Source organism: Stenotrophomonas sp. CASM114 (assembly GCF_049384325.1).
GTDB classification, from domain to species: Bacteria; Pseudomonadota; Gammaproteobacteria; order Xanthomonadales; family Xanthomonadaceae; genus Stenotrophomonas; species Stenotrophomonas muris.
Genome location: NZ_JBMRGJ010000007.1, coordinates 1 through 25,395 on the forward strand (window position 1 = coordinate 1; position 25,395 = coordinate 25,395).

General features: G+C 68.0%; 20 protein-coding genes. 9 read left to right on the forward strand and 11 right to left on the reverse strand.

Going from position 1 to position 25,395, the window contains the following annotated elements:
- Window positions 1–53: 53 nt before the first annotated feature.
- From bioC to bioB, 5 genes are all read right to left on the reverse strand, one after another.
- A complete protein-coding gene (bioC, locus tag VG566_RS09425; RefSeq protein ID WP_140230551.1) occupies window positions 54–938 on the reverse strand; it encodes a malonyl-ACP O-methyltransferase BioC in 885 nt (294 codons plus the stop codon).
- 12 nt (window positions 939–950) lie between these two features.
- Entirely contained in the window at window positions 951–1,730 is a 780-nt protein-coding gene (locus tag VG566_RS09430) for an SDR family oxidoreductase (protein ID WP_032957533.1), read from the reverse strand.
- A gap of 29 nt (window positions 1,731–1,759) precedes the next feature.
- Window positions 1,760–2,539, reverse strand: a complete 780-nt coding sequence (gene bioH / locus VG566_RS09435; protein WP_241884459.1) for a pimeloyl-ACP methyl ester esterase BioH — start codon at window positions 2,537–2,539, stop codon at window positions 1,760–1,762.
- Window positions 2,540–2,557: 18 nt separating this feature from the next.
- A complete protein-coding gene (bioF, locus tag VG566_RS09440; protein ID WP_241884460.1) occupies window positions 2,558–3,781 on the reverse strand; it encodes an 8-amino-7-oxononanoate synthase in 1,224 nt (407 codons plus the stop codon).
- A 67-nt stretch (window positions 3,782–3,848) separates the two neighbouring features.
- Entirely contained in the window at window positions 3,849–4,892 is a 1,044-nt protein-coding gene (bioB, locus tag VG566_RS09445) for a biotin synthase BioB (protein ID WP_014648762.1), read from the reverse strand.
- 104 nt (window positions 4,893–4,996) lie between these two features.
- Here bioB and VG566_RS09450 point away from each other — a divergent pair, with 104 nt between their 5' ends.
- From VG566_RS09450 to VG566_RS09475, 6 genes are all read left to right on the forward strand, one after another.
- A complete protein-coding gene (locus VG566_RS09450; RefSeq protein WP_241884461.1) occupies window positions 4,997–5,617 on the forward strand; it encodes a DUF3658 domain-containing protein in 621 nt (206 codons plus the stop codon).
- A 115-nt stretch (window positions 5,618–5,732) separates the two neighbouring features.
- A complete protein-coding gene (locus tag VG566_RS09455; protein WP_197574976.1) occupies window positions 5,733–6,293 on the forward strand; it encodes an HAD family hydrolase in 561 nt (186 codons plus the stop codon).
- Window positions 6,294–6,416: 123 nt separating this feature from the next.
- Window positions 6,417–7,757: a chloride channel protein gene (locus VG566_RS09460; RefSeq protein ID WP_014648760.1), complete on the forward strand. Its 1,341-nt coding sequence runs from the start codon at window positions 6,417–6,419 to the stop codon at window positions 7,755–7,757.
- Window positions 7,758–7,850: 93 nt separating this feature from the next.
- Window positions 7,851–8,546, forward strand: a complete 696-nt coding sequence (locus VG566_RS09465) for a ComF family protein (RefSeq protein WP_053495196.1) — start codon at window positions 7,851–7,853, stop codon at window positions 8,544–8,546.
- A 58-nt stretch (window positions 8,547–8,604) separates the two neighbouring features.
- Entirely contained in the window at window positions 8,605–9,156 is a 552-nt protein-coding gene (locus VG566_RS09470; protein ID WP_014648758.1) for an HdeD family acid-resistance protein, read from the forward strand.
- Entirely contained in the window at window positions 9,153–9,623 is a 471-nt protein-coding gene (locus tag VG566_RS09475) for a SecDF P1 head subdomain-containing protein (protein ID WP_046433045.1), read from the forward strand. Before VG566_RS09470 ends, VG566_RS09475 begins: the two co-directional genes overlap by 4 nt.
- A gap of 52 nt (window positions 9,624–9,675) precedes the next feature.
- Here the strand turns inward: VG566_RS09475 and VG566_RS09480 are convergent, their stop codons facing one another.
- From VG566_RS09480 to VG566_RS09505, 6 genes are all read right to left on the reverse strand, one after another.
- Window positions 9,676–11,454, reverse strand: a complete 1,779-nt coding sequence (locus VG566_RS09480) for an MFS transporter (protein ID WP_032957519.1) — start codon at window positions 11,452–11,454, stop codon at window positions 9,676–9,678.
- Window positions 11,455–11,646: 192 nt separating this feature from the next.
- Window positions 11,647–12,762, reverse strand: coding sequence for an N-acetylglucosamine-6-phosphate deacetylase (nagA, locus tag VG566_RS09485; protein ID WP_032957517.1), 1,116 nt, complete (start codon window positions 12,760–12,762; stop codon window positions 11,647–11,649).
- On the reverse strand, window positions 12,759–13,535 hold the full coding sequence (locus tag VG566_RS09490; protein ID WP_014038836.1) for a DeoR family transcriptional regulator: 777 nt from the start codon (window positions 13,533–13,535) through the stop codon (window positions 12,759–12,761). The genes nagA and VG566_RS09490 overlap by 4 nt, the downstream gene beginning before the upstream one ends.
- Before the next feature lie 33 nt (window positions 13,536–13,568).
- Complete coding sequence (locus tag VG566_RS09495; protein WP_049442012.1) at window positions 13,569–14,903, reverse strand: D-tagatose-bisphosphate aldolase, class II, non-catalytic subunit; 1,335 nt, start codon at window positions 14,901–14,903, stop codon at window positions 13,569–13,571.
- A 16-nt stretch (window positions 14,904–14,919) separates the two neighbouring features.
- The gene (locus VG566_RS09500; RefSeq protein WP_049405402.1) at window positions 14,920–15,858 is read right to left on the reverse strand and encodes an ROK family protein; all 939 of its coding nucleotides are present in this window, start codon (window positions 15,856–15,858) and stop codon (window positions 14,920–14,922) included.
- Complete coding sequence (locus VG566_RS09505) at window positions 15,851–17,005, reverse strand: SIS domain-containing protein (protein ID WP_241884462.1); 1,155 nt, start codon at window positions 17,003–17,005, stop codon at window positions 15,851–15,853. The genes VG566_RS09500 and VG566_RS09505 overlap by 8 nt, the downstream gene beginning before the upstream one ends.
- A gap of 322 nt (window positions 17,006–17,327) precedes the next feature.
- On the opposite strand from VG566_RS09505, the gene VG566_RS09510 reads away from it, so the two are divergent.
- From VG566_RS09510 to VG566_RS09520, 3 genes are all read left to right on the forward strand, one after another.
- Window positions 17,328–20,687: a TIM-barrel domain-containing protein gene (locus tag VG566_RS09510; protein ID WP_241884463.1), complete on the forward strand. Its 3,360-nt coding sequence runs from the start codon at window positions 17,328–17,330 to the stop codon at window positions 20,685–20,687.
- Between the two features lie 132 nt (window positions 20,688–20,819).
- Window positions 20,820–23,795 (forward strand): TonB-dependent receptor, encoded by a 2,976-nt coding sequence (locus VG566_RS09515; RefSeq protein WP_241884464.1) that lies wholly within the window; start codon window positions 20,820–20,822, stop codon window positions 23,793–23,795.
- Between the two features lie 65 nt (window positions 23,796–23,860).
- Complete coding sequence (locus VG566_RS09520) at window positions 23,861–25,216, forward strand: Gfo/Idh/MocA family oxidoreductase (protein WP_241884465.1); 1,356 nt, start codon at window positions 23,861–23,863, stop codon at window positions 25,214–25,216.
- The last annotated feature ends 179 nt before the right edge of the window (window positions 25,217–25,395 follow it).

The window sequence follows — 25,395 nt, forward strand, 5'->3', positions numbered from 1 at the left end:
GGTCCACCGTGGAATCGTGAGGTTGCCGGCCAGCGGCCGGCACTACCAGGCGATCAGGTCTGCCTGCGCCGGATCGGGATCGCCGACACCGGCACCGAGGCCACGTCATGCCCGCCTTCGCGGATCGGTGCGCCCGGGTCCGGTGCCCAGGCGTGGGCGTAGATCACTTCCCAGCTGCTGGGCAGCTTGCCGTCGGCGCGTCGCATCGGTTCATACGCCGCTGCCGCCGCGGCGAAGCGGCCACGCCCGGTCAGCGTGTGGCGGCGGTCCACCCGCGCATTGGTCGCGCCCATCGCGCGCAGCTCGCGCATCAGCGAGGGCAGGTCGTCGTAGGTCAGGGTGAACAGATCGCGGTCCAGCACCGGGTCGCGGAAACCGGCCATCATCAGCGCATCGCCGAACTGGGCGATCTGCGCGAAGCGGCTCACGTGCGGGCGGTCATCGGCAGCTGCGAACGCTTCGTTGAGTTCGACCAGCGTGTCCGGGCCGAAGGTGGAGCACAGCAGCAGGCCGCCGGGCTTGAGCACGCGGCGGAAGCCGGCAAACACCGCCGGCAGGTCGTCCACCCACTGCAGGCACAGGTTGCTGAAGATCACGTCCACGCTGTTGTCGGCCAGCGGCAGCGCGGCGGCGTCGCCGCACAGGCGCTGGAACGGCTTCCACCAGCCGGCCTGGCGCTTGGCCTGGTCCAGCATCGGCAGCGCCACGTCCAGCGCGATCACCTGCGCCTTCGGCCAGCGCTTCTTCATCAGCGCACTGGCGTGGCCGGTACCCGCGCCGATGTCCAGCACTACCTCGGGCTTGCGTGCCTCCAGGTAGTCCAGCGATTCCACCAGCCGTGCCTGTACCTCGCGCTGCAGGGCGGCGGCGGCGTCGTAGCTGTTGGCGGCGCGGGCGAACGCGCGGCGGACATGGCGGGCATCGAAATGGGACGGCATTGCGAAAGTCTCTTAGAACGTACCGGGGTAGGCGCCGCCGTCGATCAGCAGGTTCTGCCCGGTGAGGTAACCGGCTTGTGCGCTGCACAGGAAGGCGCAGGCCGCGCCGAATTCATCCGCCGTGCCGAAGCGGCCGGCCGGGATCTGCTGGCGGCGGCGTTCGGCCACTTCGGCAGCATTGCCGTCCTTGCCCGCACTGTGGGCGAAGTTGGCGCGCAGGCGGTCGGTGTCGAACTGGCCGGGCAGCAGGTTGTTGATGGTGACGTTGTGCGCCACGGTACGGCGCGACAGCCCGGCGACGAAGCCGGTCAGGCCGCTGCGCGCGCCGTTGGACAGTGCCAGGATGTCGATCGGGGCCTTCACCGCCGAGGACGTGATGTTGACGATGCGGCCGAAGCCACGCGCGATCATCGCGTCCACGGTGGCGCGGATCAGCGCGATCGGCGCCAGCATGTTGGCGTCCAGCGCGGCGATCCAGTCGTCGCGCTCGAAATTGCGGAAGTCGCCCGGTGGCGGGCCACCGGCATTGGTGACCAGGATGTCCACCTGCGGGCATGCGGCGAGCGCTGCGGAGCGACCGGCCTCGGTGGTCACGTCGGCGGCGACCACGCGGACTTCGGCGGCGCCGGGCAGGGCGCGCAGCGCTTCGGCGGCGGCCTGCAGCGCAGCCTCACCACGGGCCACGATCACTACGTTGACGCCCTCGCGCACCAGCGCACGCGCGCAGCCCAGGCCCAGCCCCTTGCTTGCGCCGCAGACCAGTGCCCAGCGGCCGTTGATACCCAGATCCATGCATCAATCCTGCGGAATGAGGAAGGCGCTCATTGTCCGCCATCGGCCGGTGACAGGCCGGCAACGAAGTGTTGCAGGGCGGCGGCCACCTCGTCGGCATGGCCGAGGAAGGGCGCATGGCCGCCGTGGGCGATGGTCAGCGCCTGCGCACCGGGGGTCAGTGCCGCGGCGGCCTGCATTGCCGCCGGAGACACCAGCCGGTCACGCTGGCCGGCGATCCACAGGCTGGGCTTGGCCAGCGTCGGCAGTGCGCCACGCAGGTCGGTGCTTTCCAGCAGGCGCAGGCCTTCCAGCAGGGCGCGTTCGGTGGGTGCACCGCGCTCGACCAGGCGCTGGCGCAGCGTGCGCAGCTCCTCGCGGGCGTGTGCCGAGCCCATGACATCCAGCGCCAGGAAGCGTTCCAGGGTGCCACCGAAGTCGGTGGCCAGCTCGCCCCCGAACTGCTCGAACACCGCCGGCTCCACCGCATGCGGCCAGTCGTCGCCACGCACGAAGCGCGGCGTGGCCGCGATCATCGCCAGCCCGCGCACCTTCGGCAGTGTCGCGGCGGCGTGCAGCGCGAACAGGCCGCCCAGCGACCAGCCGCACCACACCGCAGGCGGCGTGGCCGCGGCAATGGCATTGACCACGAACGGCAGGCGCAGCGGCGTGGTGTCCTCGCGGCTGTGGCCATGGCCCGGCAGATCAACCAGATGCAGGGTGAAGTGATCGGCGAGGCGTTGCACCAACGGAGCGAACACGCCGCCCTGCAGGGCCCAGCCATGGATCAGTACCAGGTCCGGCCCCTGGCCGGTGACGTCGATATGCATGGGGAAACGGCAACTGGCTCAGGCAAAGACAGGCAGCGGCGGTGGCGCGGCCTCACGCGCGGCCAGGTCGACGCGATCGCGCGCGCTGGCAATGGCTTCGACCAGGCCACGCACCTGCTCGGGGGTGTGCAGCGCGGACAGCGTGACGCGCAGGCGCGCCTTGCCTTCGGGAACCGTGGGCGGGCGGATCGCGCCGACCAGCCAACCGGCCTGTTCCAACGCCTGGGACATCGCCACGGCGCGATGGTCGTCGCCACACAGCAGCGGCTGGATCGGCGTTTCCGAGGCCATCAGGTCCAGGCCATGGCGGCGGCTTTCGCCGCGGAACAGCGCGATCAGATCGGTCAGTTTCGAGCGCCGCCAGTTGTCACGGCGCGCCAGGCGCACCGCTTCCAGTGCAGCGGCGGCCAGCGCCGGCGGCATCGCAGTGGTGTAGATGTACGGGCGTGCGGTTTCGGCCAGGTGCTCGACCAGGTCGTCGCGGCCCAGCACCAGCGCGCCGGAACCGCCCAGTGCCTTGCCCAGCGTGACCAGCTGCAGCGGCACATCATCCACGCCCAGCCCGGCGGCGGCCACGGCACCACGGCCATCACCGACCACGCCCACGCCGTGTGCATCGTCCACATAGAACAGCGCCTGCTGCAGGCGTGCCACCAGCGACAATGCACGCAGCGGTGCGATGTCGCCATCCATGCTGAAGACACCGTCGGTGGCCAGCATCGCCGCGCCGTCGGGCGCGTGCTTGAGCTGGCGCATCGCGCCTTCGGCGTCGAGGTGCGGATAACGGCGCAGGCGCGCACCCGCCAGCCGCGTCGCATCGAGCAGGCTGGCGTGGTTGAGCTTGTCCTGCACGCACACATCGTTCTCTTCGCTCAGCAGCGCCTGCTGCACGGCCAGGTTGGCGGCGAAGCCACTGCCGAACAGCAGCGCGCGCGGGTAGCCCAGCCACTCCGCCACTTCGCGCTCCAGCGCCTCATGCAGAGCGTGGTGGCCGCAGACCAGATGCGAGGCGCCCGCGCCGGAGCCTTCGCGTGCGGCCGCATCCTGCAATGCGTTGACCACGCTGAACTGCTGGGCCAGGCCCAGGTAATCGTTGCTGCAGAAGCCGGTCAGCCACTGGCCGTCTACCTCCAGGCGGACGCCATCACGACGGCTGACCGTGCGCCGCGTGCGGCGACGGCCTTGGGCATCGCGCAGGGCGCGTTGGGCGTGGAGGCGGGCGGTCAGGTCGGGGCGGGCCATGGCGGCTGAATGCGGCGACGGGGCGGCTAGGGTAGCGCGTTGCCGCGGCGCCTGCTTGCGGCCCGTCTCAGGCCGCGTGAGCGCAGCCACAGGCGGGCGCATCGGCGCTGATATCAGCGTGCACGGTGCCGCCGTGGTCGTGGCCCTCGGCATCCACCTGCACCGCCATCGGCTGCAACCCCAGCCGCGCGAACAGGGCCAGGTCGCGCTCGCTCTCCGGGTTGCCGGTGGTCAGCAGCTTGTCGCCGTAGAAGATCGAGTTGGCACCGGCCACGAAGCACAGCGCCTGCAGTTCGTCGCTCATCGCCTCGCGACCGGCCGACAGCCGCACCATCGAACGCGGCATGGCGATGCGTGCCACCGCGATCATGCGCACGAACTCGAACGGATCCAGCTCGGCGCTGCCATGCAGCGGCGTGCCCGCCACCTGCACCAGCTTGTTGATCGGCACCGAATCGGGATGCGCCGGCAGCGTGGCCAGCGCCAGCAGCAGGCCCACGCGCTGCGCGCGCGTCTCGCCCATGCCGACAATGCCGCCGCAGCAGGTTTTCAGACCGGCATCACGCACGTGCGCCAGCGTGTCCAGGCGGTCCTGGTACTGGCGCGTGTGGATGATCGAATCGTAGTAGTCCGGCGCGGTGTCGAGGTTGTGGTTGTAGTAGTCCAGGCCCGCATCCTTCAGCGCACGCGCCTGCTCGCCACTGAGCATGCCCAGCGTGGCGCAGGTTTCCAGGCCCAGTGCCTTCACCCCGGCGATCATCGCCGCCACCTTCGGGATGTCGCGGTCCTTCGGCGATCGCCACGCGGCACCCATGCAGAAACGCGATGCGCCGGCAGCCTTGGCCTGGCGTGCCTTGGCCAGCACCGCGTCGGTGTCCATCAGCTTCTGCGCGTTCACCCCGGTGCTGTAGCGCTGTGCCTGCGGGCAGTACGCGCAGTCTTCCGGGCAGCCGCCGGTCTTCACCGACAGCAGCGTGGACACCTGCACCTGCGCTGGGTCGAAGTGCTCGCGATGGACTGCGGCGGCGCGGAACAGCAGCTCGGGGAACGGCAGATCGAACAGCGCCTGCAGTTCGTCGTGTTGCCAGTCGTGGCGGATGGCAGCAGCCATGGCGGGACCTTGGGGTACGAGTGAAGCGAGGGCGGCAGTGTGGGTGGGTTGGTGAGTCCTGTCAACTTGATTGATTCCCATGTGGTTTACATCGACTGACCGCCATGAATGGGCGCTACGCTGTAAGTTCATTGCTGCATACGGACGCGCGAGCACGTGCCATGAACAGCTATCAGTCCTACCCGATCCGCCGCGACGCGGTGCTGTGCAGCCTTGCCGAACTGCCCGACGGCGGCCTGCGCGTGGTGCTGGATGATCTTCGCCAGTCCGACACGCCAGGGCAGTGGAAGAACCACGTCTTCGTGACCTTCAAGGACTACCCGGCAGGGCAGCTCGATCCGGCGACGTTGCCCAAGGAGGAGCTCGAGGCTTTCGGCCACTATGTGCTGGTTCGCCTGTTGGCCATCAATGGCTGCCTGCGCGATACGGACGAGCGCTCCGACAACGATGCCCATCTCACTGACCTGGCGCGGCAGAACATCGCCGCGCTGACCAGCGAGGACATCGCCTCGATCGATGAGCAGCTGTTCTCCCTCTGCGACGGGCAGTTCCGAAAGATCGCCTACATTGTGGGCATGGTCATGTCGCTGCAGCCGAAGTGCCGATCGGGAATTCCCGATGTGTTCTATGCACGGCGTATACGCATGCTGGTGGAACGGGGCATGTTGCAGGCGCAGGGCGACCTCACGCGGATGGGCCGTTGCGAAGTGCGCGTCCGGCAGTAGGCTTGCGCCTACCAGGACCTCATTGGAACTGTGCTTACATCTACCTGCTGGAAGGACACATGCTGAAGTCCATCCAGAAGATGGCGGCATCTGAGGCAATGAAAGAAGGATGCGCATGGAACCGGACACGATGCCGCAGGGCGGAAAGCTGCTGATACTCGATCTGGATGAGACGCTGGTGCATGCCAGCGAGCGTGAACTGGAGCGAGCCGCGGATTTCCGCCTCGTCGGCTACCACGTCTACCTGCGGCCCCATCTGCAGGCATTCCTCGACTATGCCTTTGCCCATTTCACGGTGGGTGTGTGGACGTCGTCCGGGCAACTGTACGCCGAACCGCTGGTGGACCGGCTGATGCCGGGGCGTCCGCTGGCGTTCCTGTGGTCCGCGCCGCGGTGCAGCACGGCCCGTGATTGGGAAACCGGCGGTTACACCTCGCAGAAGCGGCTGGGCAAGCTGAAGCGCCACGGCTTCCGTTTGGAGCAGATGATCGGTATCGATGACACGCCCGGCAAGTACGCCAGAAACTACGGAAATCTGGTCGCGGTGCGTGAGTTCACCGGTGATCCGGCTGATGACGAGCTGGCCCATCTGCAGCTGTATCTGGAGTGGCTGCGGCAGCAGCCCAACGTGCGAGCGGTGGAGAAGCGCCGGTGGCGGGAGCGCCTGCACGCATAGGTAGCTGCACAGGGCAGGTGCTATCGGCGAGCACCCGCACTCGCGCGTTTCACCGCATCCTGCAAGGCCTGCAGCCACAATAACCGCTGCCCAACGCAAGCGCTGGCGCGCAGACTGTGCCCCATGACCGATCTCCATCGCCTCCGCGGCCGCATCACCGCGCTGGTTCTCAGCGAGGCCTGGCGCCGCCGCGCCGCGCTCTGGGGCGGCGCTGTGGCCGTAGCGCTGGTGGCCATCCTGTTCGCCAAGGCCAGCGACGCGGCCTTCCATCTGTTCCAGCGCATCACCGCGCACTCGCCGTGGTGGGCCCTGCTGCTCACGCCGGGCATCTTCGCGCTGCTGGCCTGGTTGACCAGTGGCGTGCTGAAGCCCACGCGGGGCAGCGGCATTCCGCAGGTCATCGCTGCGTTGGACAAGCCCGATGAGCCATTCCGGAAGACCAATCTTTCGCCTGCGGTCTCAGCCGGCAAGCTGCTGCTGACCTCGTTGTCGCTGCTCGGCGGCGCGTCGGTCGGACGCGAAGGTCCCACGGTGCATGTGGGTGCCAGCCTGATGTACCTGTTCGGCCGCTGGTTCGGCTTCAAGGATCCTCGCGAGCTCTCGCACTTTCTGCTGGCCGGTGGTGCAGCGGGCATTGCCGCGGCGTTCAACACGCCGCTGGCCGGCATCGTATTCGCCATCGAGGAGCTCAGCGGCCGTTTCGAGCATCGCTTCTCCGGCACCCTGCTGACGGCGGTGATCGTCGGTGGCGTGGTGTCGCTGGGCCTGCTTGGCAACTACACCTACTTCGGCCATGTGAGCGCGCGGTTGCCGCTGGGGCAGGGCTGGCTGGCGATCCTGCTGTGCGGCGTGGTGGCCGGGTTGCTGGGCGGCCTGTTCGCGCGCGCGGTGCTGGCCAGTGCGGCGGGCCGCCCGCGTTGGCTGGGCCAGCTGCGCCAGCGGCATCCGGTGCTGCTGGCCGCAGGCTGCGGTCTGGCGGTGGTGGCACTGGCTTTGACGTTCGGCGACGGCGCGTTCGGCACCGGCTACGAACAGGCGCGCAGCCTGGTGCAGGGGCAGGCGTTGGTCGGCCACGAGTTCGGGTTGATGAAGCTGCTGGCCAACCTGGCATCGTACGTGGCCGGCATACCCGGCGGCCTGTTCTCGCCCGCGTTGGCGGTCGGTGCGGGGCTGGGCCACAACCTGGCGGTGCTGATGCCGGGCGTGGACCCACGTGCGTTCGTGCTGCTGGGCATGTGCGCCTACCTGACCGGCGTCACCCAGGCACCGCTGACCTCGGCGGTGATCTCGCTGGAGCTGACCGACAGCGGCGATCTGCTCCTGCCGATCCTGGCCACGGTGCTGATCGCGCGGGGCGTGTCCGGTCTGGTATGCCGGGTGCCGATCTATCGTGGGTTGGCGGAGGTGTTGACGGCGTCGGCCGTTGCATCAACCGGGCCTGGGCAGGGCGGACGCCTTTCCTGATCGGCAGCACCCTCTGCAGTTGCGGGCAGTCCCGACACTGCGATCGGTGCTTCGCCGATGGCCGCACATGGGCAGCGCGATGAAGCATGGGCAATGCGCATTGATCTCCTGCGTTCGGCAACCCGTGTCTCCCGCGCACTGCTGGGTGTCCTGCTGCCACTGCGCTGCCTGGTCTGCGGCGATCCGGGCCATGATGATCTCGATCTGTGCCGCGCCTGCCTCGCCGGACTGCCCTGGGCCGGTCGCGCCTGCCTGCGGTGTGCACTGCCGTTGCCGGATGAGGGCCTGATCGTCTGCGGCAGCTGCCGCGAGGAAGCACCACCGCAGACGGCCACGCACGCCAGCCTGCTGTACCTGCCGCCGGTGGACCAGCTGCTGCTGCGCTACAAGTTCCATCAGGACCTGGCGGCCGGTCGCCTGCTGGCGCAGTTGATGCAGCGCGCACCACCGCCCTGGTCCTGCCCGCCGCTGGTGCCGGTGCCGCTGCACCGCCGGCGCCTGCGCCAGCGCGGCTACAACCAGGCTGCCGAGCTCTGCCGGCTGCTGCCGTTGCCGGTCTGGCAGGGGCTGTACCGGCGGCGGCACACCGCACCTCAGTCCGAACGCACGGCCGAACAGCGCAGGGAAAACCTGTTCGATGCGTTCGATGTCCACGGGCCGGTGCCCACGCATCTGACCGTGGTGGACGACGTGATGACCACCGGCAGCACGGTGATGGAAATCGCCGAAACCCTGCGCTGCGTGGGCGCCAGAGAGGTGCGGGTATGGGTGTGCGCGCGGGTGCCGTGATCGCTCCCTTCATCGCAACGGGCTAGGATGAACCCGGTTCCGGATCGAAGGAGTGACCATGAATTCCCCCTTGTCTCCCTTGTTGTCAGCGGTTGGCCGCAGCTGGTGGATCCTGCTGCTGTATGGCCTGGTCGCGCTCGGCTTCGGCATCATCGCCATCGGTTGGCCGCTGTCCGCAGCCATGGCATTGGCCTGGACGCTGGGCGTGATGGCCATCATCGAAGGGGTCATCAGCCTGTTCGCACTGATCAGTGGTGGCAGCGGCGCCTCGCGCGGCTGGCTGGCGCTGTATGCCATCGCTTCGCTGGGCTTCGGCATCCTGGCGGTGATCAACCCGCTGGCCACCGCCAGCGTGCTGGTGCTGTTCCTGGCGGCGTGGCTGCTGGTAGCCGGCATCTATCGCATCGTCTTCGCGATCCGCGTGCGCAAGCAGATCCAGGGCGAGTGGCTGCTGATCCTCAGTGGCGTGCTGGCGGTGGTGCTGGGGCTGCTGTTCGCGGCCAATCCATACGCAGGCGTGGCGGTGACCACGCTGTGGATCGGCATTGGCAGCCTGCTGTACGGGCTGCTGCAGGTGCTGGTGGCGTTCAAGCTGCGGAAGCTGAAATGAGGGGCGCGCTTCCGCTCCTGCTGGGCGCGGCGCTGGTGCTGGCCGGATGCATGCCGGGTGCCACGCCCGGTGCGCTGGCAGGCAAGGATCATGCGCCGCGCGCCGGCGTGGACGTGCGCCTGAGCGCGGTCGATGCGGCTGGCAACGGCACTCCGGCGCACTGGCAAGGTGAAACCCTGGCCCTGCGCGAGCCGCCGATTGCCGGCAGTGCGGACATCGCCGATGTGCGCTACGTGCTGGACGATGCCAAGCAGCCAGGCCTGCAGATCCGCTATCGGCCAGAAGCGCATCAGCGCATCCACGATGGCACCTCGGCCCTGGTGGGCCAGCGCGCGGCGATCAGCGTGGACGGCCGCGTGCTGATGGTGGCGACGGTGAAAGGCCCCTTCGGGGAATCGATGATGCTGAGCGGGCTGCCGAGCATTGCCGAGGCGCAGGCGCTGGCCAGGCACATCACCGGTCAGTGACGGGCGCGCCAACACCACCGCGCTACGCGCGGAGGTCGACCAAGGTCGACCGCTACCGTGCGAACCGTGCCTCGATCTCCTCCAGTGACTTGCCCTTGGTCTCCGGCAGCCAGAACGCGGCTACCAGGAAGAACACGAACGTGCACGCCGCCCAGAACAGGAACATGCTGGCGTAGCCGTAGTGGCCCACCGTGGGCAGGAAGATGGCGGCGATGGTCGTGGACACGAACTGGTTGATCAGCAGGGCGATGCTCATGCCGTTGGAGCGGATGCGATTGGGCATCAGTTCCGACAGTGCCAGCCACACGCAGACGCCGGGGCCGACCGCGAAGAACGCGACGAATACCAGGATGCAGGCGGCTACCGCCCAGCCATGCGCCGGCGGCGGCACCGGGCCGATGCGGGCCTGCTCGATGCGCAGCGGTGCCTGTGCGGCCTTGGCCGGGTCGGCGAACGGGTTCAGATGCAGCTTGCGGAAGAACGCGCCGATCACACTGTCCGGCTGCACGGTCCCGGCACGCTCGATGCGCAGCTCGCGGTCGGTCAGGCTGTCGCTGCGCAGGGCGCGCACATTGGTGAAGTCACCGTAGGCGTACGACACGGTCAGCTGCATCGGCCGGCCTTCGCTGTTTATGCCACCGCCCAGGCGCTGCCACTGTGCGTCGTCCAGCACCAGCCGCAGGCCGTCGCCGCTGACCGCCGCGTGCAGTTGCGGCTGCACGTCGGCGCGGCCACGCTCGGCCTGGAAGAACAGCGTGGCGGCAGCCAGCAGGGCCACGCAGATGCCGCCGCTGCCGAGCATCAGCAGGAACTTGCGGCCCTTGCGGTCGACCAGCAGCAGCGCGACCACGGTCATCACCGCGTTGAGCAGCTTGATCGCCACGTCGGCGCCGTTGGCCACCGAGCCGGACAGGCCGGCCTGGTTGAGGATGTTCACCGCGTAGGCCAGCACCGAATTGATGCCGGTGGCCTGGGTGCAGGCCAGCACCACGCAGGCCAGCACGAACGGCACCACGTAGCGTCGGCTGAGCAGTGGGTCGCGCTTGCCGTCGCTGCTGCTCGATTCCGGCGCCTGGATCTGTGCAAGGGTGGGTTCCACGTCGGCAGCAGGCAGCACCCGCTGCAGGCTGCGGCGGGCATCATCGACGCGGCCGCGGCGCACCAGCCAGCGCGGCGATTCGGACAGCCAGAAGATGCCGGCACAGAACAGCAGGCCGGGCGCCAGACAACTCCAGAAGATGGTGCGCCACGCATGATCCTTCACCGTGAACAGTTCCTGCGCCTGCTGCGCCAGCGGCAGCGAGCGCACGGCTTCGGCGGCGGCATCCACCGCATGTGCGTGGTACAGCCCGATCAGTGCCGCCAACACCAGGCCGATGGTCAGCAGCAGCTGGAACATCGCCGCACCGCGTCCACGCCGCTCGGGGCTGAGCACTTCGGCCAGGTACAGTGGAATCACCACGCCGATCAGGCCGCCACTGATGCCCTGCAGCAGCCGCCCGAGCAGCAGCGGCGTATAGCCTGAGGCCAGCGCCATGATCGGAATCGACGCGGTGAACAGCAGGCCGGCCAGCAGCATCGCACCGCGGCGACCGATCAGGTCGGCGACCATGCCGGCGAACAGCGAGGACAGCACGCTGCCCAGCAGCACCGCCGCCACCACGAAGCCGAGTTGCTGGCTGCTGAGCTGCCAGGCGTGGCTGGCCGTTGCCTCCAGGTAGGGCAGGGCACCGGCGATGATGCCGATGTCGATGCCGTACAGCAGGCCGCCGAGGCCGCCGATGAAGAGCAGGTAGCGTACGGGCCAGCGCGGGGCGGTGCTTGCAGTCATCGGCAGTTCCTGTGGTAGCGCCGGGCCAGGCCCGGCGGCGGTTCGTCGCAGAGTGCATTCTGTAGAGCCGAGCCATGCTCGGCTGCTTTCCGTTCCGATATCGAGGTTCCCCATGCCGCGCTTCGCGCGGTGAGCCGAGCATGGCTCGGCTCTACAGGGAGCCCGCGCGGCATCCGGGCCGCATCGCTTGCGTCAGGTCAGATCGACCACGCGCCCACCAATGACCACCTGCTGCAGGCGCAGTTCGGCGTCCAGCACCACCAGGTCGGCGCGGGCGTCGGGCGCGATGCGGCCGCGATCACCCAGGCCCAGATAGTCGGCCGGGAAGGTGGAAACCCGCTGCGAGGCGTCGGCTAGGTCCAGGCCGACGCGCACCAGGTTGCGCAGCGCCTGGTCCATGGTCAGTGCGCTGCCGGCCAGCGAACCCGTCGCCAGGCGCACGCAGCCGCCGCACTTGTGCACGCGCTGCTCGCCCAGCGCGTACTCGCCGTCGGGCATGCCGGTGGCGGCAGTCGCGTCGGTCACCGCGTACAGGCGCGGGATCGCGCGCGCGGCCAGCCGGATAACGCCGGGGTGGATGTGCTGCAGGTCGGGGATGATCTCGGCGTACTGCGCATGCGCCAGCGCCGCCGCCGCAATGCCCGGGCGATAGTGGTCGACGCCGGTCATGCCGTTGAACAGATGGGTGAAACCGGAGGCACCGGCCTGCAGCGCCGCCACGCCCTCCTCGTAGGTGCCGGCGCTGTGGCCCAGCTGCACGCGGATGCCCATCGCCGAAAGCGCGGGTATCAACGCGGTGTGCTCGCCGATCTCCGGCGCCAGCGTCATCACCCGGATCGGCGCCAGCGCGTGCAGCTGCTGCACCAGTGCCACCGTCGCCTCGATCGTACGATTGGGCTGTGCGCCCAGCCGCTGGGGGCTGATGAACGGTCCTTCCAGATGCACGCCGACGATGCTGGCGGCGTCGGCATCGGGCGCCGCCATTGCCGCAGCGACGCCGTGCAGCGCGTGCTCGATCTCGTCCAGCCCGGCGGTCATGGTGGTCGCCAGCAGCGTGGTGGTGCCGAAGCGCAGATGGGTGCGGGCGATGGTGCGTGCCACGTCGCCGCCCTGCATCAGGTCCACGCCGGCCGCGCCATGCACATGCAGGTCGACGAAGCCGGGCAGGATCACCGGCAGCTGCAGGTCGTCGGCGCCGCTGTGGTCGTCCACCTGCAGCTGGCGCACGCGTGAATCGAAGTGGACGTGCCCGCGCCGCCAGCCCAGCGGGGTGAGGATGCGGCCATGCAGGGTGCGGGTCTCGGTCATGCGGTGGGCTCGGCGATGATCACCTCGATGCCCAGCCGCTGCAGCCCTTCGCGGGTTGCATCGTCGATGCCGGCGTCGGTGATGATGGCGTGGATCTGATCCAGCAGGGCGATGCGGTGCAGGCTGACGCGGCCGAACTTGGAGGCATCGGTCAGCACCACGATGCGGCGCGCACGCTCGACCATGCGGTGGTTGAGGCGGGCTTCGGCCTCGTCGTGGGTAGTCAGGCCGAACTGCAGGTCCAGGCCGTCCACGCCCAGGAACAGGGTGTCGAAGCTGTACGAGTTGAGGCTGGCTTCGGCCTGGCTGCCCTGCAGCGACAGCGACTGCTGGCGCAGCAGGCCACCGGTCAGCAGCACGGTGATGCCCGCGGCATTGGCCAGTTCCCAAGCGATGTTCAGGCCGTTGGTCATCACCGTCACGTCGCGATGCGCGCGCAGGTGGCGGGCCAGCGTCATCGTGGTCGAGCCGGAATCGATGATGATGTTGTCACCCGGCTGCACCAGGCGCGCAGCGCGCGCACCGATCGATTCCTTCAGTGGCAGGTTCAGCGCGTCCTTCTCATGGATGTCCTGTTCCTGCGGCGGCGTGCGCACCAGGGTCGCGCCGCCGTGGGTGCGGTTGGCCAGGCCCTGCGATTCGAAGTGGGTCAGGTCGGCACGGATCGTCACCGCCGACACGCCGAAGCGCTCGACCAGATCGGCCACCTGCACCGAGCCGTGCTCGATCAGCAGCTGCAGGATCTGTTGCCGGCGGGAGCGGGTGTTGCGCATGGCCATTCTCGGTTTTGCGGGAAAAGGTAGAGATTAGCCGTTCGCAGGAACGCCGGCAGCCGAACCTGCGTTCTGCGTGCGGGGTCCGGCCTGGTTGGCGCTGCAGGCACGGGCGTACTCACCCAGGCACAGGCCGATGCGGTGCTGCACCAGCGCGGTGGGGGTGTTGGCCAGGCTGCCTTCGCGCACGGCGCGGTACTGCTCCGGCAGGTACTGGCTGAGCAGCACCAGCGGCGGCGCATGCTGCTCCAGGTTGGCGAACAGGGTCTGCACCGCCTGTACCAGCGCCGGCTCGCCCCAGTAGTAGCGGCAGCGGTCGCTGAAGGAATAACGGCGCAGCAGGCGCAGCGCGGCGGCATCGCCCTGGTAGTAGGACTGCCAGTACTTCGGCTGCGCCACCATCACCTCGTCCAGCACCTGCGGCAGGCGCGAGCACTGTGTGGCCGGCAGCAGTTCGGCCTCGATCGCGGCCAGCGCGAACAGCGCCTCGCGGTAGGCGAAGGTGGCCGCCGGGCCGACCTTGAGGATGGCGAAGTGGTCCCGTACCAGCGCATGCAGGCCGCTTTCGCGCTGGTAGTCGGTGGAATGTGCTTCGAACACGATGCGCGGCTGCCGCTCGAGGAAGTCGGCCAGCGCATGGGCGGCGTCCGGGTTGTACTCATGCACGCTGCTGTGGTCGAAGTCCACGCCCGGCTGCACCACCATCGCGATCACGCGCTGCCACGCATCGCGCAGCTGTGGCGTGTCGAACGCCTGCTGGTGGATGGCCAGGGTCTGCGCGGCGGCAGCCGGCGTGGTCACCTGCAGGCCTTCGGCCAGCGAGGCTTCGCCGCCGGGAATCGGCACCTCGGTACCGATCACGTAGACCGGCGGCGGCAGGCCGTGTTCGGCGGCGGTGCGTTCGGCGATCTCGGCAAGCTCGGCCGAACGTGCAGCGACGATGGCATCGGGCAGCGGCACCGGGTCATCGGCGCAGGACATGCTGCAGTCGAGGTGGATCTTGTGGAAACCGGCGGCGACGTAGGCTTCGATCAGCACGCGCGCGTGGGTCATCGCTTCGGCCGCCGGGCGCTTCTGCCAGGCATTCGGGCCGAGATGGTCGCCGCCCAGGATCAGCCGTTCGCGTGGGAAGCCTTCCTCATCGGCCAGGGCGCCGACGTAATCGCGGTACTGCGGCGGGGTCATGCCGGTGTAGCCGCCGAACTGGTCGACCTGGTTGGAGGTGGCCTCGACCAGCAGCACGGTGCCATGTGCCTGTGCCACGTGCATGGCCGCGCGCAGCACCTGCTCGTTGCTGCAGCAGACGCTGTACAGGCCGACATTGGCACCGGCGCGGTGGGAAGCAAGCAGGGTCTGCAACGGGGACATGGTCAGGCTCCGGACATCAGGAAAACGAGGGTTGGCAGGCGAGCAGGGCGGCACCACGTGCGCCACCGGCATCGCCGAAGCGTGGCGGCACGATCGGTGGCACCTGCACACCCTTGAACAGGTGGGCGGCGATGGCGGCGGGCAGGTGCTGGTACAGCGGCGCGTACTGCGAAAGGCCGCCGCCGAGCACGATCACGTGCGGGTCCAGCGCCAGCACCAGCGCGGCCAGGCTGTGGCCGAGCAGGTCGCGATGGATGTCCAGCGCCTTGCGCGCGCGGGCATCACCGGCTTCGGCCAGGGCGATCACCGCGCTGGCGTCGGCGGCGCTGCCACCAAGGTGGCGCTCGATCATCGCCACGCCACTGCCGGACACATAACGCTCCACGCAGCCCTGCAGGCCGCAGGCGCAGTCGATCAGCGGCAGGCCGTGGCGCTGCAGCAGATGACCGGGCACGCTCCAGTGGCCCCATTCGCCGGCCAGCCCGTTGAAACCGGTCAGCAGGCGGCCCTGCACGCAGAAACCACCGCCAGCACCGGTGCCGAGGATGGCGCCGAACATGCTGGGGTAGCCGTCGGCGGCACCGCCGTGTGCTTCAGACAGGGCAAAACACTGCAGGTCGTTGCCGAAATGCAGCGGGCGTTGCAGCCGCGCCTGCAGATCCGCGGCCACGCTGTGGCCGGTCAACGCAGGCACGTTCGCGCTGAGCTGGCGGCCGCTGCGTCGGTCGCGCACGCCGGGCAGGGCGATGCCGATCGCCGCATCACTGCGGCCCAGTGCGGCATCGGCCTCGGCGACCAGCGCCACGACTGCCTGCAGGAAACCGTCGTAGTCACCCTGTGGGGTGGCCACGCGGCGGCGCCAGGTAACCTGCATCGCCGCATCGCACGCCACCAGCTCGATCTTGGTGCCGCCGATGTCGATGCCGTAGCAGGCGTGGGCGATCAGCTCAGCCATGGTGGATGGTGACGCCCTTGACAACGCGGTTGACGGTGCCGTCCGGGAACGGGTTGTCCGGGGTCAGGCCCAGCGCGGCCGAGCGCTGCAGTGCGAACAGCTGCGCAAAGCCCAGCCACACCGGTGCCAGCCACGGATCGTCCAGTGCCGGCACGGTGAGGGTGTATTCGTCGTCGGCGCCGATGTCCGAATGCGGACCGATCGCCAGCACCTGGCCGGCCACGCCGTCGCGGCGCAGTTCTTCCAGCAGGTCCTGTTCGTAGCGGCGCGCCAGCGGCTGCACGCTGCGCAGCACCACCACCAGGGTGTTGCCATCCAGCGTCGACTTCGGGCCATGACGGAAGCCCAGGGGTGTGTTGGCCAGCGCCAGCACGCGGCCAGCGGTGAGCTCCAGCACCTTCAGCGCGCACTCGCGTGCCAGTGCTTCCAGCGGTCCGCTGCCGAGGTAGATGATGCGGTTGAACGGGCGCTGCGCCAGTGTCGCCACCGGTGCATCCCACTGCGCCAGGCCTTCGCGGGCCAGCGCGGCGATCTGCTTCAGGCGCGTCACGCGCGCATCCCACGGCGAACGATCGAACACGGTCAGCGCGGCCAGCAGCATGCAGGTCAGGCTGCTGGTCATGGCGAAGGCGCGGTCGCAGCTGGCCGACGGCATCAGCAGGGTGCAGGTGTCGGCACGGCCGGCGCCACGGCGGGCCAGCTCGCCATCGGCGTTGCAGGTGATGTCGAGGAAGCGCGCGTCATCCACGTCGCTGCGCACGCGGTCAACCGCCGCCACGCTCTCCGGGCTGGAGCCACTGCGGCCGAACGAGACCAGCAGGGTCGGACGGTCGCGCTGCAGGTACAGCGCCGGGTGGGTCAGCAGGCTGGTGGTGTGCACCACGCGCACCTCGGCAGGCCATTGCGCGTTGATCGCGTCGGCCACCATTTCGGCGATGAAGCCGGAGCTGCCGGCGCCGGTGAACAGCACGCGCTGGTTGGGATCGTTGAGGCTGTCGCCGAGGAAGCCCTGCAGGCGGTCGCGGGCACGCGACAGGTCCTGTGCGAGGGCGTCCCACAGCGCAGGCTGCTGGGCGATTTCGGTAGCGGTATCGGCTCCGCCAAGGCGCTGCCAGGCGGACACATCGGAAAGCAGGGTGACGTCCATTCGGAGGTTCCAGTTGGGCCAGCGCACCATCTGCGTTTTCTTTCGAAATGTCAAACATCGAAAGTAAAAAGAAAGAAAAAAGCTGGGTGGCTTTGCCCTGCGCGCGATGCCGGGAAAAACGAAAGGACCGACTGAATGCCGTATCGCACAATGCTTAACAGGCAACTGCAAGCGTTTACACAAAGTATTGCGGCGCAGCAACTTTCGTTTCAACGGAATATATCTTCCTTTTTCCTTTCAATTTGTTGACATCTTTCGAATCGCTGCCCTAGAGTCGGCCCAACCGCTTTCGAAACGCCCGGTGAACGGGTTGGGAGTCCGCGTGGAAAACTGCGTTCGTCGCTCGCCGCTGATGCTGGCCCTGGTGCCGGCCTTGATGCTGGCGTCCATGACGGCCCGCGCCGAGCCGGTCGGCAACCTGCGTACGGTCAGCGCCAGCGCCAGCCGCGACGGCGTGCAGGGCTGGGACCTGCAGACCGACAAGGGCGCGCGCATCCGCATTGAACTGCCGGCGACCGACATCATCCGCGTGCAGGCCGGCCGCAACGGCACGTTGACCGGCGCCGGCGACAAGGCCGCGCCGATCGTGCTGCCGCAGCCCAAGGCGAGCGTGCAGGCGCAGCTGGAAGAAGACGCACAGGAAATCCGCGTGCGTACCGAGGCACTGGTACTGCATGTACAGCGGCAGCCGCTGCGCCTGCGCCTGGAACGGCTGGACAATGGCCAGCCCACCGCGCTGTGGCAGGAACTGCAACCGCTGGACCTGGATGCCACGCAGAGCGTGCAGGTGCTGTCCTCGCAGGCCGATGAGGGCTACTTCGGTGGTGGCCAGCAGAACGGCCGTTACCAGTTCAAGGGCCGCGAGCTGGAGGTGTCCTATTCCGGTGGCTGGGAAGAAGGTGATCGGCCGAGCCCGGCGCCGATGCTGCTGAGCAGCCGTGGCTGGGGCATGCTGCGCAATACATGGAGCGATGGCAGCTACGACCTGCGCCAGAGCGACCAGGCCACGCTGCTGCATCGCGAAGACCGCTTCGATGCGTACTACTTCGTGGGCGCCGACCTGCCCAAGCTCATCGAACGCTACACCCAGCTGACCGGCCGCCCCAACATGGTCGCGCGCTGGGCGCTGTCCTACGGCGATGCCGATTGCTACAACGACGGCGACAACAGCAGGAAGCCCGGCACCGTGCCCGAAGGCTGGAGCGACGGCCCGACCGGCACCACGCCCGATGTGATCGACAGCGTGGCCAAGCAGTACCGCGCCCACGACATGCCCGGTGGCTGGATCCTGCCCAACGATGGCTACGGCTGCGGCTACAAGCAGCTGCCGGAAACGGTGAAGGGGCTGGCCGGCTACGGCTTCCGCACCGGCCTGTGGACCGAGAACGGCGTCGACAAGATCGCGTGGGAAGTGGGCAAGGCCGGCAGCCGCGTGCAGAAGCTGGACGTGGCCTGGACCGGCAAGGGCTACCAGTTCGCGATGGACGCCAACCGCCAGGCATTCAACGGCATCCTCGACAATTCCGATTCGCGCCCGTTCCTGTGGACGGTGATGGGCTGGGCCGGCATCCAGCGCTACGCGGTGGCATGGACCGGCGACCAGAGCAGCAGCTGGGATTACATCCGCTGGCACGTGCCGACCCTGGTCGGTTCGGGCCTGTCCGGCATGGCCTACGCCAGCGGCGATGTGGATGCGATCTTCGGCGGAAGCGCCGAGACCTTCACCCGCGACCTGCAGTGGAAGGCGTTCACGCCGGTGCTGATGGGCATGAGCGGCTGGTCGTCGAACGCGCGCAAGCACCCGTGGTGGTACGACGAGCCCTACCGCAGCATCAACCGCGACTACCTGAAGTTGAAGATGCGCCTGACGCCATACATGTATGGGCTGGTGCACGAGGCCGCGCAGACCGGTGCACCGCCGGTGCGTGGCCTGATGTGGGACAACCCGCGCGACCCGCATGCGCAGGATGAAACCTACAAGTACCAGTTCCTGCTCGGCCGCGACCTGCTGGTGGCGCCGGTGTACCGCAGCCAGGCCGCCAGCCGTGGCTGGCGCCGCGACATCCACCTGCCGGCCGGCGGCTGGATCGACTACTGGGATGGCCGTCGCGTGCAGGCCGCCGCCGATGGCCGCCAGCTCGACCGCCAGGTGGACCTGGCCACGCTGCCGGTGTTCGTGCGTGCCGGTGCGATCCTGCCGATGTACCCGTCGATGCTGTTCGATGGCGAAAAACCGCTCGATGAAGTGACCTTCGACCTGTACCCGCAGGGCGACTCGCAGTACACGTTGTACGAAGACGATGGCAACACGCGCCGCTATCAGCAGGGCGAGTCGAGCATGCAGGTAATCCGCGTGCAGGCGCCGGCGCAGGGCAGTGGCCCGGTGCAGGTGCAGATCGACGCCGTGCAGGGCCAGTACAACGGCCAGCTGGCGCAGCGCCGCTACGGCCTGCGCGTACTCAGCCGGCAGGCACCACGTGCGGTGCAGGCCGGTGGCCGCGCGCTGCCGGCGCTGGCCGATGCTGCCGCCTTCAACAGCGCCAACGAGGGCTGGTACTTCGATGCCAAGGACCGCCGCGGCACCGTGCATGTGCGCACCGCCACCCAGGACATCCGCCAGCCACTGCAGCTGCAGCTGGACTTCGCAGTCGCTGCCGCAGCCGCCGATGATGCCTATCCGGCCGCGCCGGTGCTGGGCCGCGAACTGCCGGCCGACAGCCTGCTGGTGGTCAACCGCCCGGCCGAAGAGCCTGGCCATGCGTTGGAGAACGCCTTCGACGACGATCCGGCCACCTGGTTCCGCAGCATGCGCAACCAGGCCGTGCGCACCGGCGCCCACGAGTGGGTGATCGGCTTCGGCGAGCGGAAGATGATCGATGGCATCGACATCGCGCCACGCAATGACAAGAACTGGAAGCACGGGCAGGTACGTGACTATGAGGTCTACCTGGGCGACAGCAACGGTGAGTGGGGCGAGCCGATCGCCCGCGGCCGCCTGCAGTTGAAGGAAGGCGTGCAGCGCATCGACTTCCCGGCCCACGCCGGCCGCCTGCTGCGCTTCCGCGTGCTGAGTGTGCAGAACCCCGAAGGCGACGGCGCCAGCAGCACCGACCCGATGGTCACCGCCGCACAGGGCAGCGCCCGCGCGTTCGATGCACTGCAGCCGCGCGATGTCGGCCCGATCGCCCTGTCCACCTTCCACATCCTCGAACACCAGGAACCGGAGCGACCGGCCCGGCAGCGCTATCTCTCCGAGCTGCCGGTGCCGGCCGCGCTGGCCAGCCAGGTGCGTACCGACCAGTCCTTCCGTGGCGACGCCGGCATGCGCATGAACGGCCTGCAGTTCCGCCGTGGCCTGGGCGTCGGCGCCAGCAGCCGCATCGACCTGCGCCTGCAGGGCGGCTGGCACCTGCTGCGTGCCGACCTCGGCATCGACGACGCCTGCCGCAGCGCCGGCGGCCTGCAGTTCCAGGTCTGGGGTGACAACCGCCTGCTGTACGACAGCGGCCTGGTCAAGGCACCCGGCGTGGTCAAGCCGGAGCTGGACATCCGTGGCCTTTCCACCATGAGCCTGCGCACGCTGGGTGCGCAGGGCAGTCAACCCGCCCAGGTCTGCGCCAACTGGGCCAACGCCGTACTGATCGGCCAGGAGGGCGACTCCGCCAGCATCGTCGCCCCATGACCCCTACGTAACACCGCTCCTCCCCCGCCCAATCCGACTACGGCCCTCATGGCCGTGGCCCGGGAGCGTTTTGCCCGCCGAACGCCCACACGCTCACTTTTTGCGCCGCACCCCTGCCAGGAGAGAACCCCGATGTTGCCCGCCCGCCACCACCGCCCCCCCTGTCGCTCGATCGCTCCGCTGACGCTGGCCATCGCCGGCGTGCTGCTGTCGGTCGCCGTTCCCGCCTTCGCCCAAGAGAGCAAGGACAAGGCCACCGACCTGGCCCGCATCGAGGTCACCGGTTCCAACATCCGCCGCACCGACGTTGAAACCGCCTCGCCGGTGCAGGTGATCAGCAAGCAGGACATCCAGAACATGGGTGCGCGCACGCTGCTGCAGGTGCTCGACAACCTGCCGGCCGCCCGCCCGGCGCAGCAGGACGCGCGCTCGCTGTTCACCGGTTCCGACGGTGCCTCGCAGGCCAATCTGCGTGGCCTCGGTGCCCAGGGCACGCTGGTGCTGCTGAACGGTCGCCGCCTGTCGTACTACGGTGCACCGGCCGGGTTCCAGACCCAGTTCGTCAACATCGATGCGATTCCGGCCGCGGCCATCGAGCGCATGGAAGTGCTGACCGACGGTGCCTCGGCGGTGTACGGCACCGACGCGGTGGCCGGCGTGATCAACGTGATCACCAAGCGCAACTTCCAGGGTGCCGAGGTCAGCTTCACCAACGACACCTCCTCGCGCATCGACTCCTACGGCGAACGCCAGGCCAGCATCACCGCCGGCTTCGGCGACCTGGCCGAGAACCGCTTCAACATCTACGGCGCGGTGAACATGTACCGCCGCGACGCGATCCCGCTGAGCGATTTCTACGACAAGCGGCCCGACCAGTACTACGTCAACAATCCGAACTACCTCAACAACCTGCGCCTGGGCGTGGGCAGCAAGCCGGGTGAATTCAATCCGGGCACCTACTTCGCCTTCGATCCGGTCACCGGCCGCCGCGTGCAGGAAGCTGCGCCGGGCTGCAGGAACGTGCTGACCAGTGAAGCGGCCGGCCCGCGTTGCGTCTGGGAAACCTGGATGAACAACGAGATCGATGCCGGCGCCAAGTCCGAGCGCAACACCGCCTACCTCAACGGCACCTTCCTGGTCGGTGACAACACCGAGATCTTCGCCGAGGCGACCTATACCGACATCGACCTGCGCGCCAACGGCGGCACGCCGCGCACCTATGGCACCACGACCGGCAACCCGACCAGCTGGTTCTCGCGCAACACCGGCAACACCGTCAACCAGTTCCTGTACCCGTTCCTGGGCCCGAACAACGAGTACAACCACGCCAGCCCGCAGTTGAGGGCCATGATGGGCGGCGTGGTCGGCCTGAACTACCTGCTGCAGGATGCCGGCCCGAACTACTTCGGCCAGCGCAATACCGACAAGAGCTACCGCGTGCTGGCCGGTGCGCGTGGCAACCGGGGCGACTGGAACTGGGAAACCGCCTTCGCCAGCGCGGGTACCCACTCCACCACCTACCAGACGATCAACGTCAACACCAAGGGCTTCGAGAAGGCCTTCGGCCCATACACGATCGATCCGGGCACCGGTCGGGTGATCATCTCCGACCACCCGGCTTACAAGTTCGGCGAGATCAGCGAAGCCAACGCCGCGTTGATCCGTGAAGCGTTCCCGACCTTCGACATCCAGTCGTGGACCCGCCTGCATACCCTGGACGGCAAGATCGAAGGACCGCTGTTCCAGCTGCCGGCCGGCGAGATGCGCGCCGCGTTCGGTTTCAACGCCAGCCGTGAGACCTTCTACACACCGGGCAACGCCGATGCGGCCAATGGCCTGATCACCCAGCAGGGCGGCTCGTGGTTCGACGGCAAGCGCAACACCTACGCGCTGTTCGCCGAGACCGTGGCGCCGATCACCGACAAGCTGGAACTGGATGCGGCGGTGCGCGTGGACAAGTACCCGAACTTCAGCGCCAACATCGCGCCGAAGATCGGCTTCAAGTACCAGGCGTTCGATCAGCTGATGCTGCGCGGCACCTATTCCACCGGCTTCCGCGCACCGAGCCTGGCCGAGTCCGGCAACGGCGGCGTGTTCGCCCAGCTCGGTGGCTTCCGTGACGAACTGCGCTGCGGCGAGACCAACGCCATCGCCAATCTGCTGCTGAAGTCGCAGCGGCCGGGTGACGTCGACCTCGGCAAGACCCTGCTGAACGTCGACTGCAGCCGCACCGTGGCGCGCATGACCCAGCCGAACAAGGACCTGAAGCCGGAGAAGGCGAAGATCGCCACCCTCGGCTTCGTCTACGAGCCGGCCAGCTGGCTGTCGGTGTCGGCCGACTACTGGTTCATCTACCGCAACAATGAAATCGTCGCGCCGGACTATCGCCGCATGGAAGACATCATCTCGATGTCGCGCTCGCCGATCACCGACAGTGACCGCGCCAACCTGGCGCAGCTGGCGGCGATGTGCGCCGATCCGGCCGGCGGTGTGAGCTGCCCGGCGAACCTGCCGGGCTACTCCGCCGGCAACGTGGCCAGCGTGGTGGGCCAGTACAAGAACCGCGGCAAGACCCTGATCGACGGCTTCGACATCGACGCGCGCAGCCGCTTCTCGCTGGGTGACTGGGGCAACCTGAACATCGGCCTGGCCGCCACCATCGCCAACCGCAACCGCTTCTACATGGACGCCGAGAACGGCTGGTACTACGGCGACGTGGTGGGCTACTACAACAACCCGCGCCTGCGTGCCACGCTCAATGCCGACTGGACCTACAAGCAGGTGACCACCAGCATGTTCGTCAACTATGTCGGCGGCACCAAGTGGGCCACCGACCAGATCGACGAAGAGAGCAACAACAAGGAAACCTGCACCGGCGGCTACCTGGCCCTGCAGAAGAGCAAGTGCGATGGTGCACCGTCGTGGTGGACCGCCAACATGAGCGTCACCTGGCGCCCGGATGATGCGTGGAACCTGAGCTTCACCGTCAAGAACCTGTTCAACCGCCTGCCGTTCTACGACCCGAACAGCTTCCTGGGTGACTCCAGTGACTACGCAACCATCTTCGGCCGTGGTTACAGTGTGACCATCGGCTACCGGTTCAAGTAATTCCGTTTGCGTGACCTGGCGTGCCGGTTGCGGCCGGCACGCTGCCAAGAGGAGAGATGTTTGCCATGAAGCGTAGGGAATTCATCGCGGCCAGCGCCGCTGTCGCCGCCAGCAGCCTGCTGCCGCAGACCCCCGCCTGGGCACGCGGGCGCAAGGTGCGCCTGGCCATGATCGGCACCGGCATGCGCGGGCTGGTGCTGCTGAAGGAACTGGTGCGTCGCGACGACGTCGAAGTGGTTGCCGTCTGCGATATCGAGCCGATCATGCTCGGCCGTGCCGCAGAGATGGTGGCGAAGGCCGGCAAGCCCGCGCCGAAGACCTATGGCCAGGACCGCGACACCAACGCCTGGAAGCGACTTCTGGAACAGAAGGGCATCGATGGCGTGATCATCGCCACGCCGTGGGAATACCACGCACCGATGGCGATTGCCGCGATGCAGGCCGGTGTGGCCGTCGGCTGCGAAGTGGTGGCTGGCATCACCCTGCAGGACCACTGGGATGTGCTGAAGACCCAGCTGAGCACCGGCACCCCGTACATGCTGCTGGAAAACGTCTGCTATCGCCGCGACGTGATGGCGGCATTGCAGATGGTGCGCCAGGGCCTGTTCGGCGAACTGGTGCATCTGCAGGCCGGCTACCAGCACGACCTGCGCGGCGTGAAGTTCAATTCCGGCGATCCCAACCAGCCCTACGACAGCGGCGTGGAGTTCGGTCCCAAGGGCTGGAGCGAAGCACGCTGGCGCACCGAGCATTCGGTGGAGCGCAACGGCGAGCTGTATCCCAGCCACGGCATCGGCCCGTGCGCGATGTACACCGGCATCAACCGTGGCAACCGCTTCACCCACATCAACGCCTTCGCGACCAAGGCACGCGGCCTGCACGAATACACCGTGGCCAAGAGTGGCGGCACCACCCACCCCAGCACCAAGGTGAAGTTCAAGCTCGGCGACATCGTGACCACCACGCTGGCCTGCGAGAACGGCGAGACCATCCTGCTGCAGCACGACACCTCGCTGCCGCGCCCGTACTCGATGGGCTTCCGCGTGCAGGGCACCAAGGGCCTGTGGATGGACGTGAACCATTCGATCCACATCGAAGGCCGCAGCCCGCCGCACCAGTGGGAAGAGTTCAAGAAGTACCAGGATGAGTACGAACACCCGCTGTGGAAGCAGAATGCCGACACCGCCGCCAGCGCCGGCCACGGTGGCATGGACTGGTTCGTCATCCATGCATTTGTTGAAGCACTGAAGGCCAAGGCACCGATGCCGATCGACATCTACGACGCGGTGACCTGGAGTGCGATCACCCCGTTGAGCGAGCAGTCGATCGCCAACAGCTTCCAGACGCTGGAGTTCCCGGACTTTACTGCTGGTGCGTGGAAGACGCGCAAGCCGATCTTCGCGTTCGACGGGAAGTATTGAGGTTTACACCCTTCCACGCTGTGACGGAGACGCCGGGCACTGCCCGGTGTTTCTGTTTCTGGAAGCATTCGTCTTGTAGAGCCGAGCCCACGCCCGGCTGCTTGTTCGGTCGGTCGCTCGCTTTATCAGAAAACTCTGAAATCCGACCCACTCCACAGTTTCTGACTTGAATGTGTAAA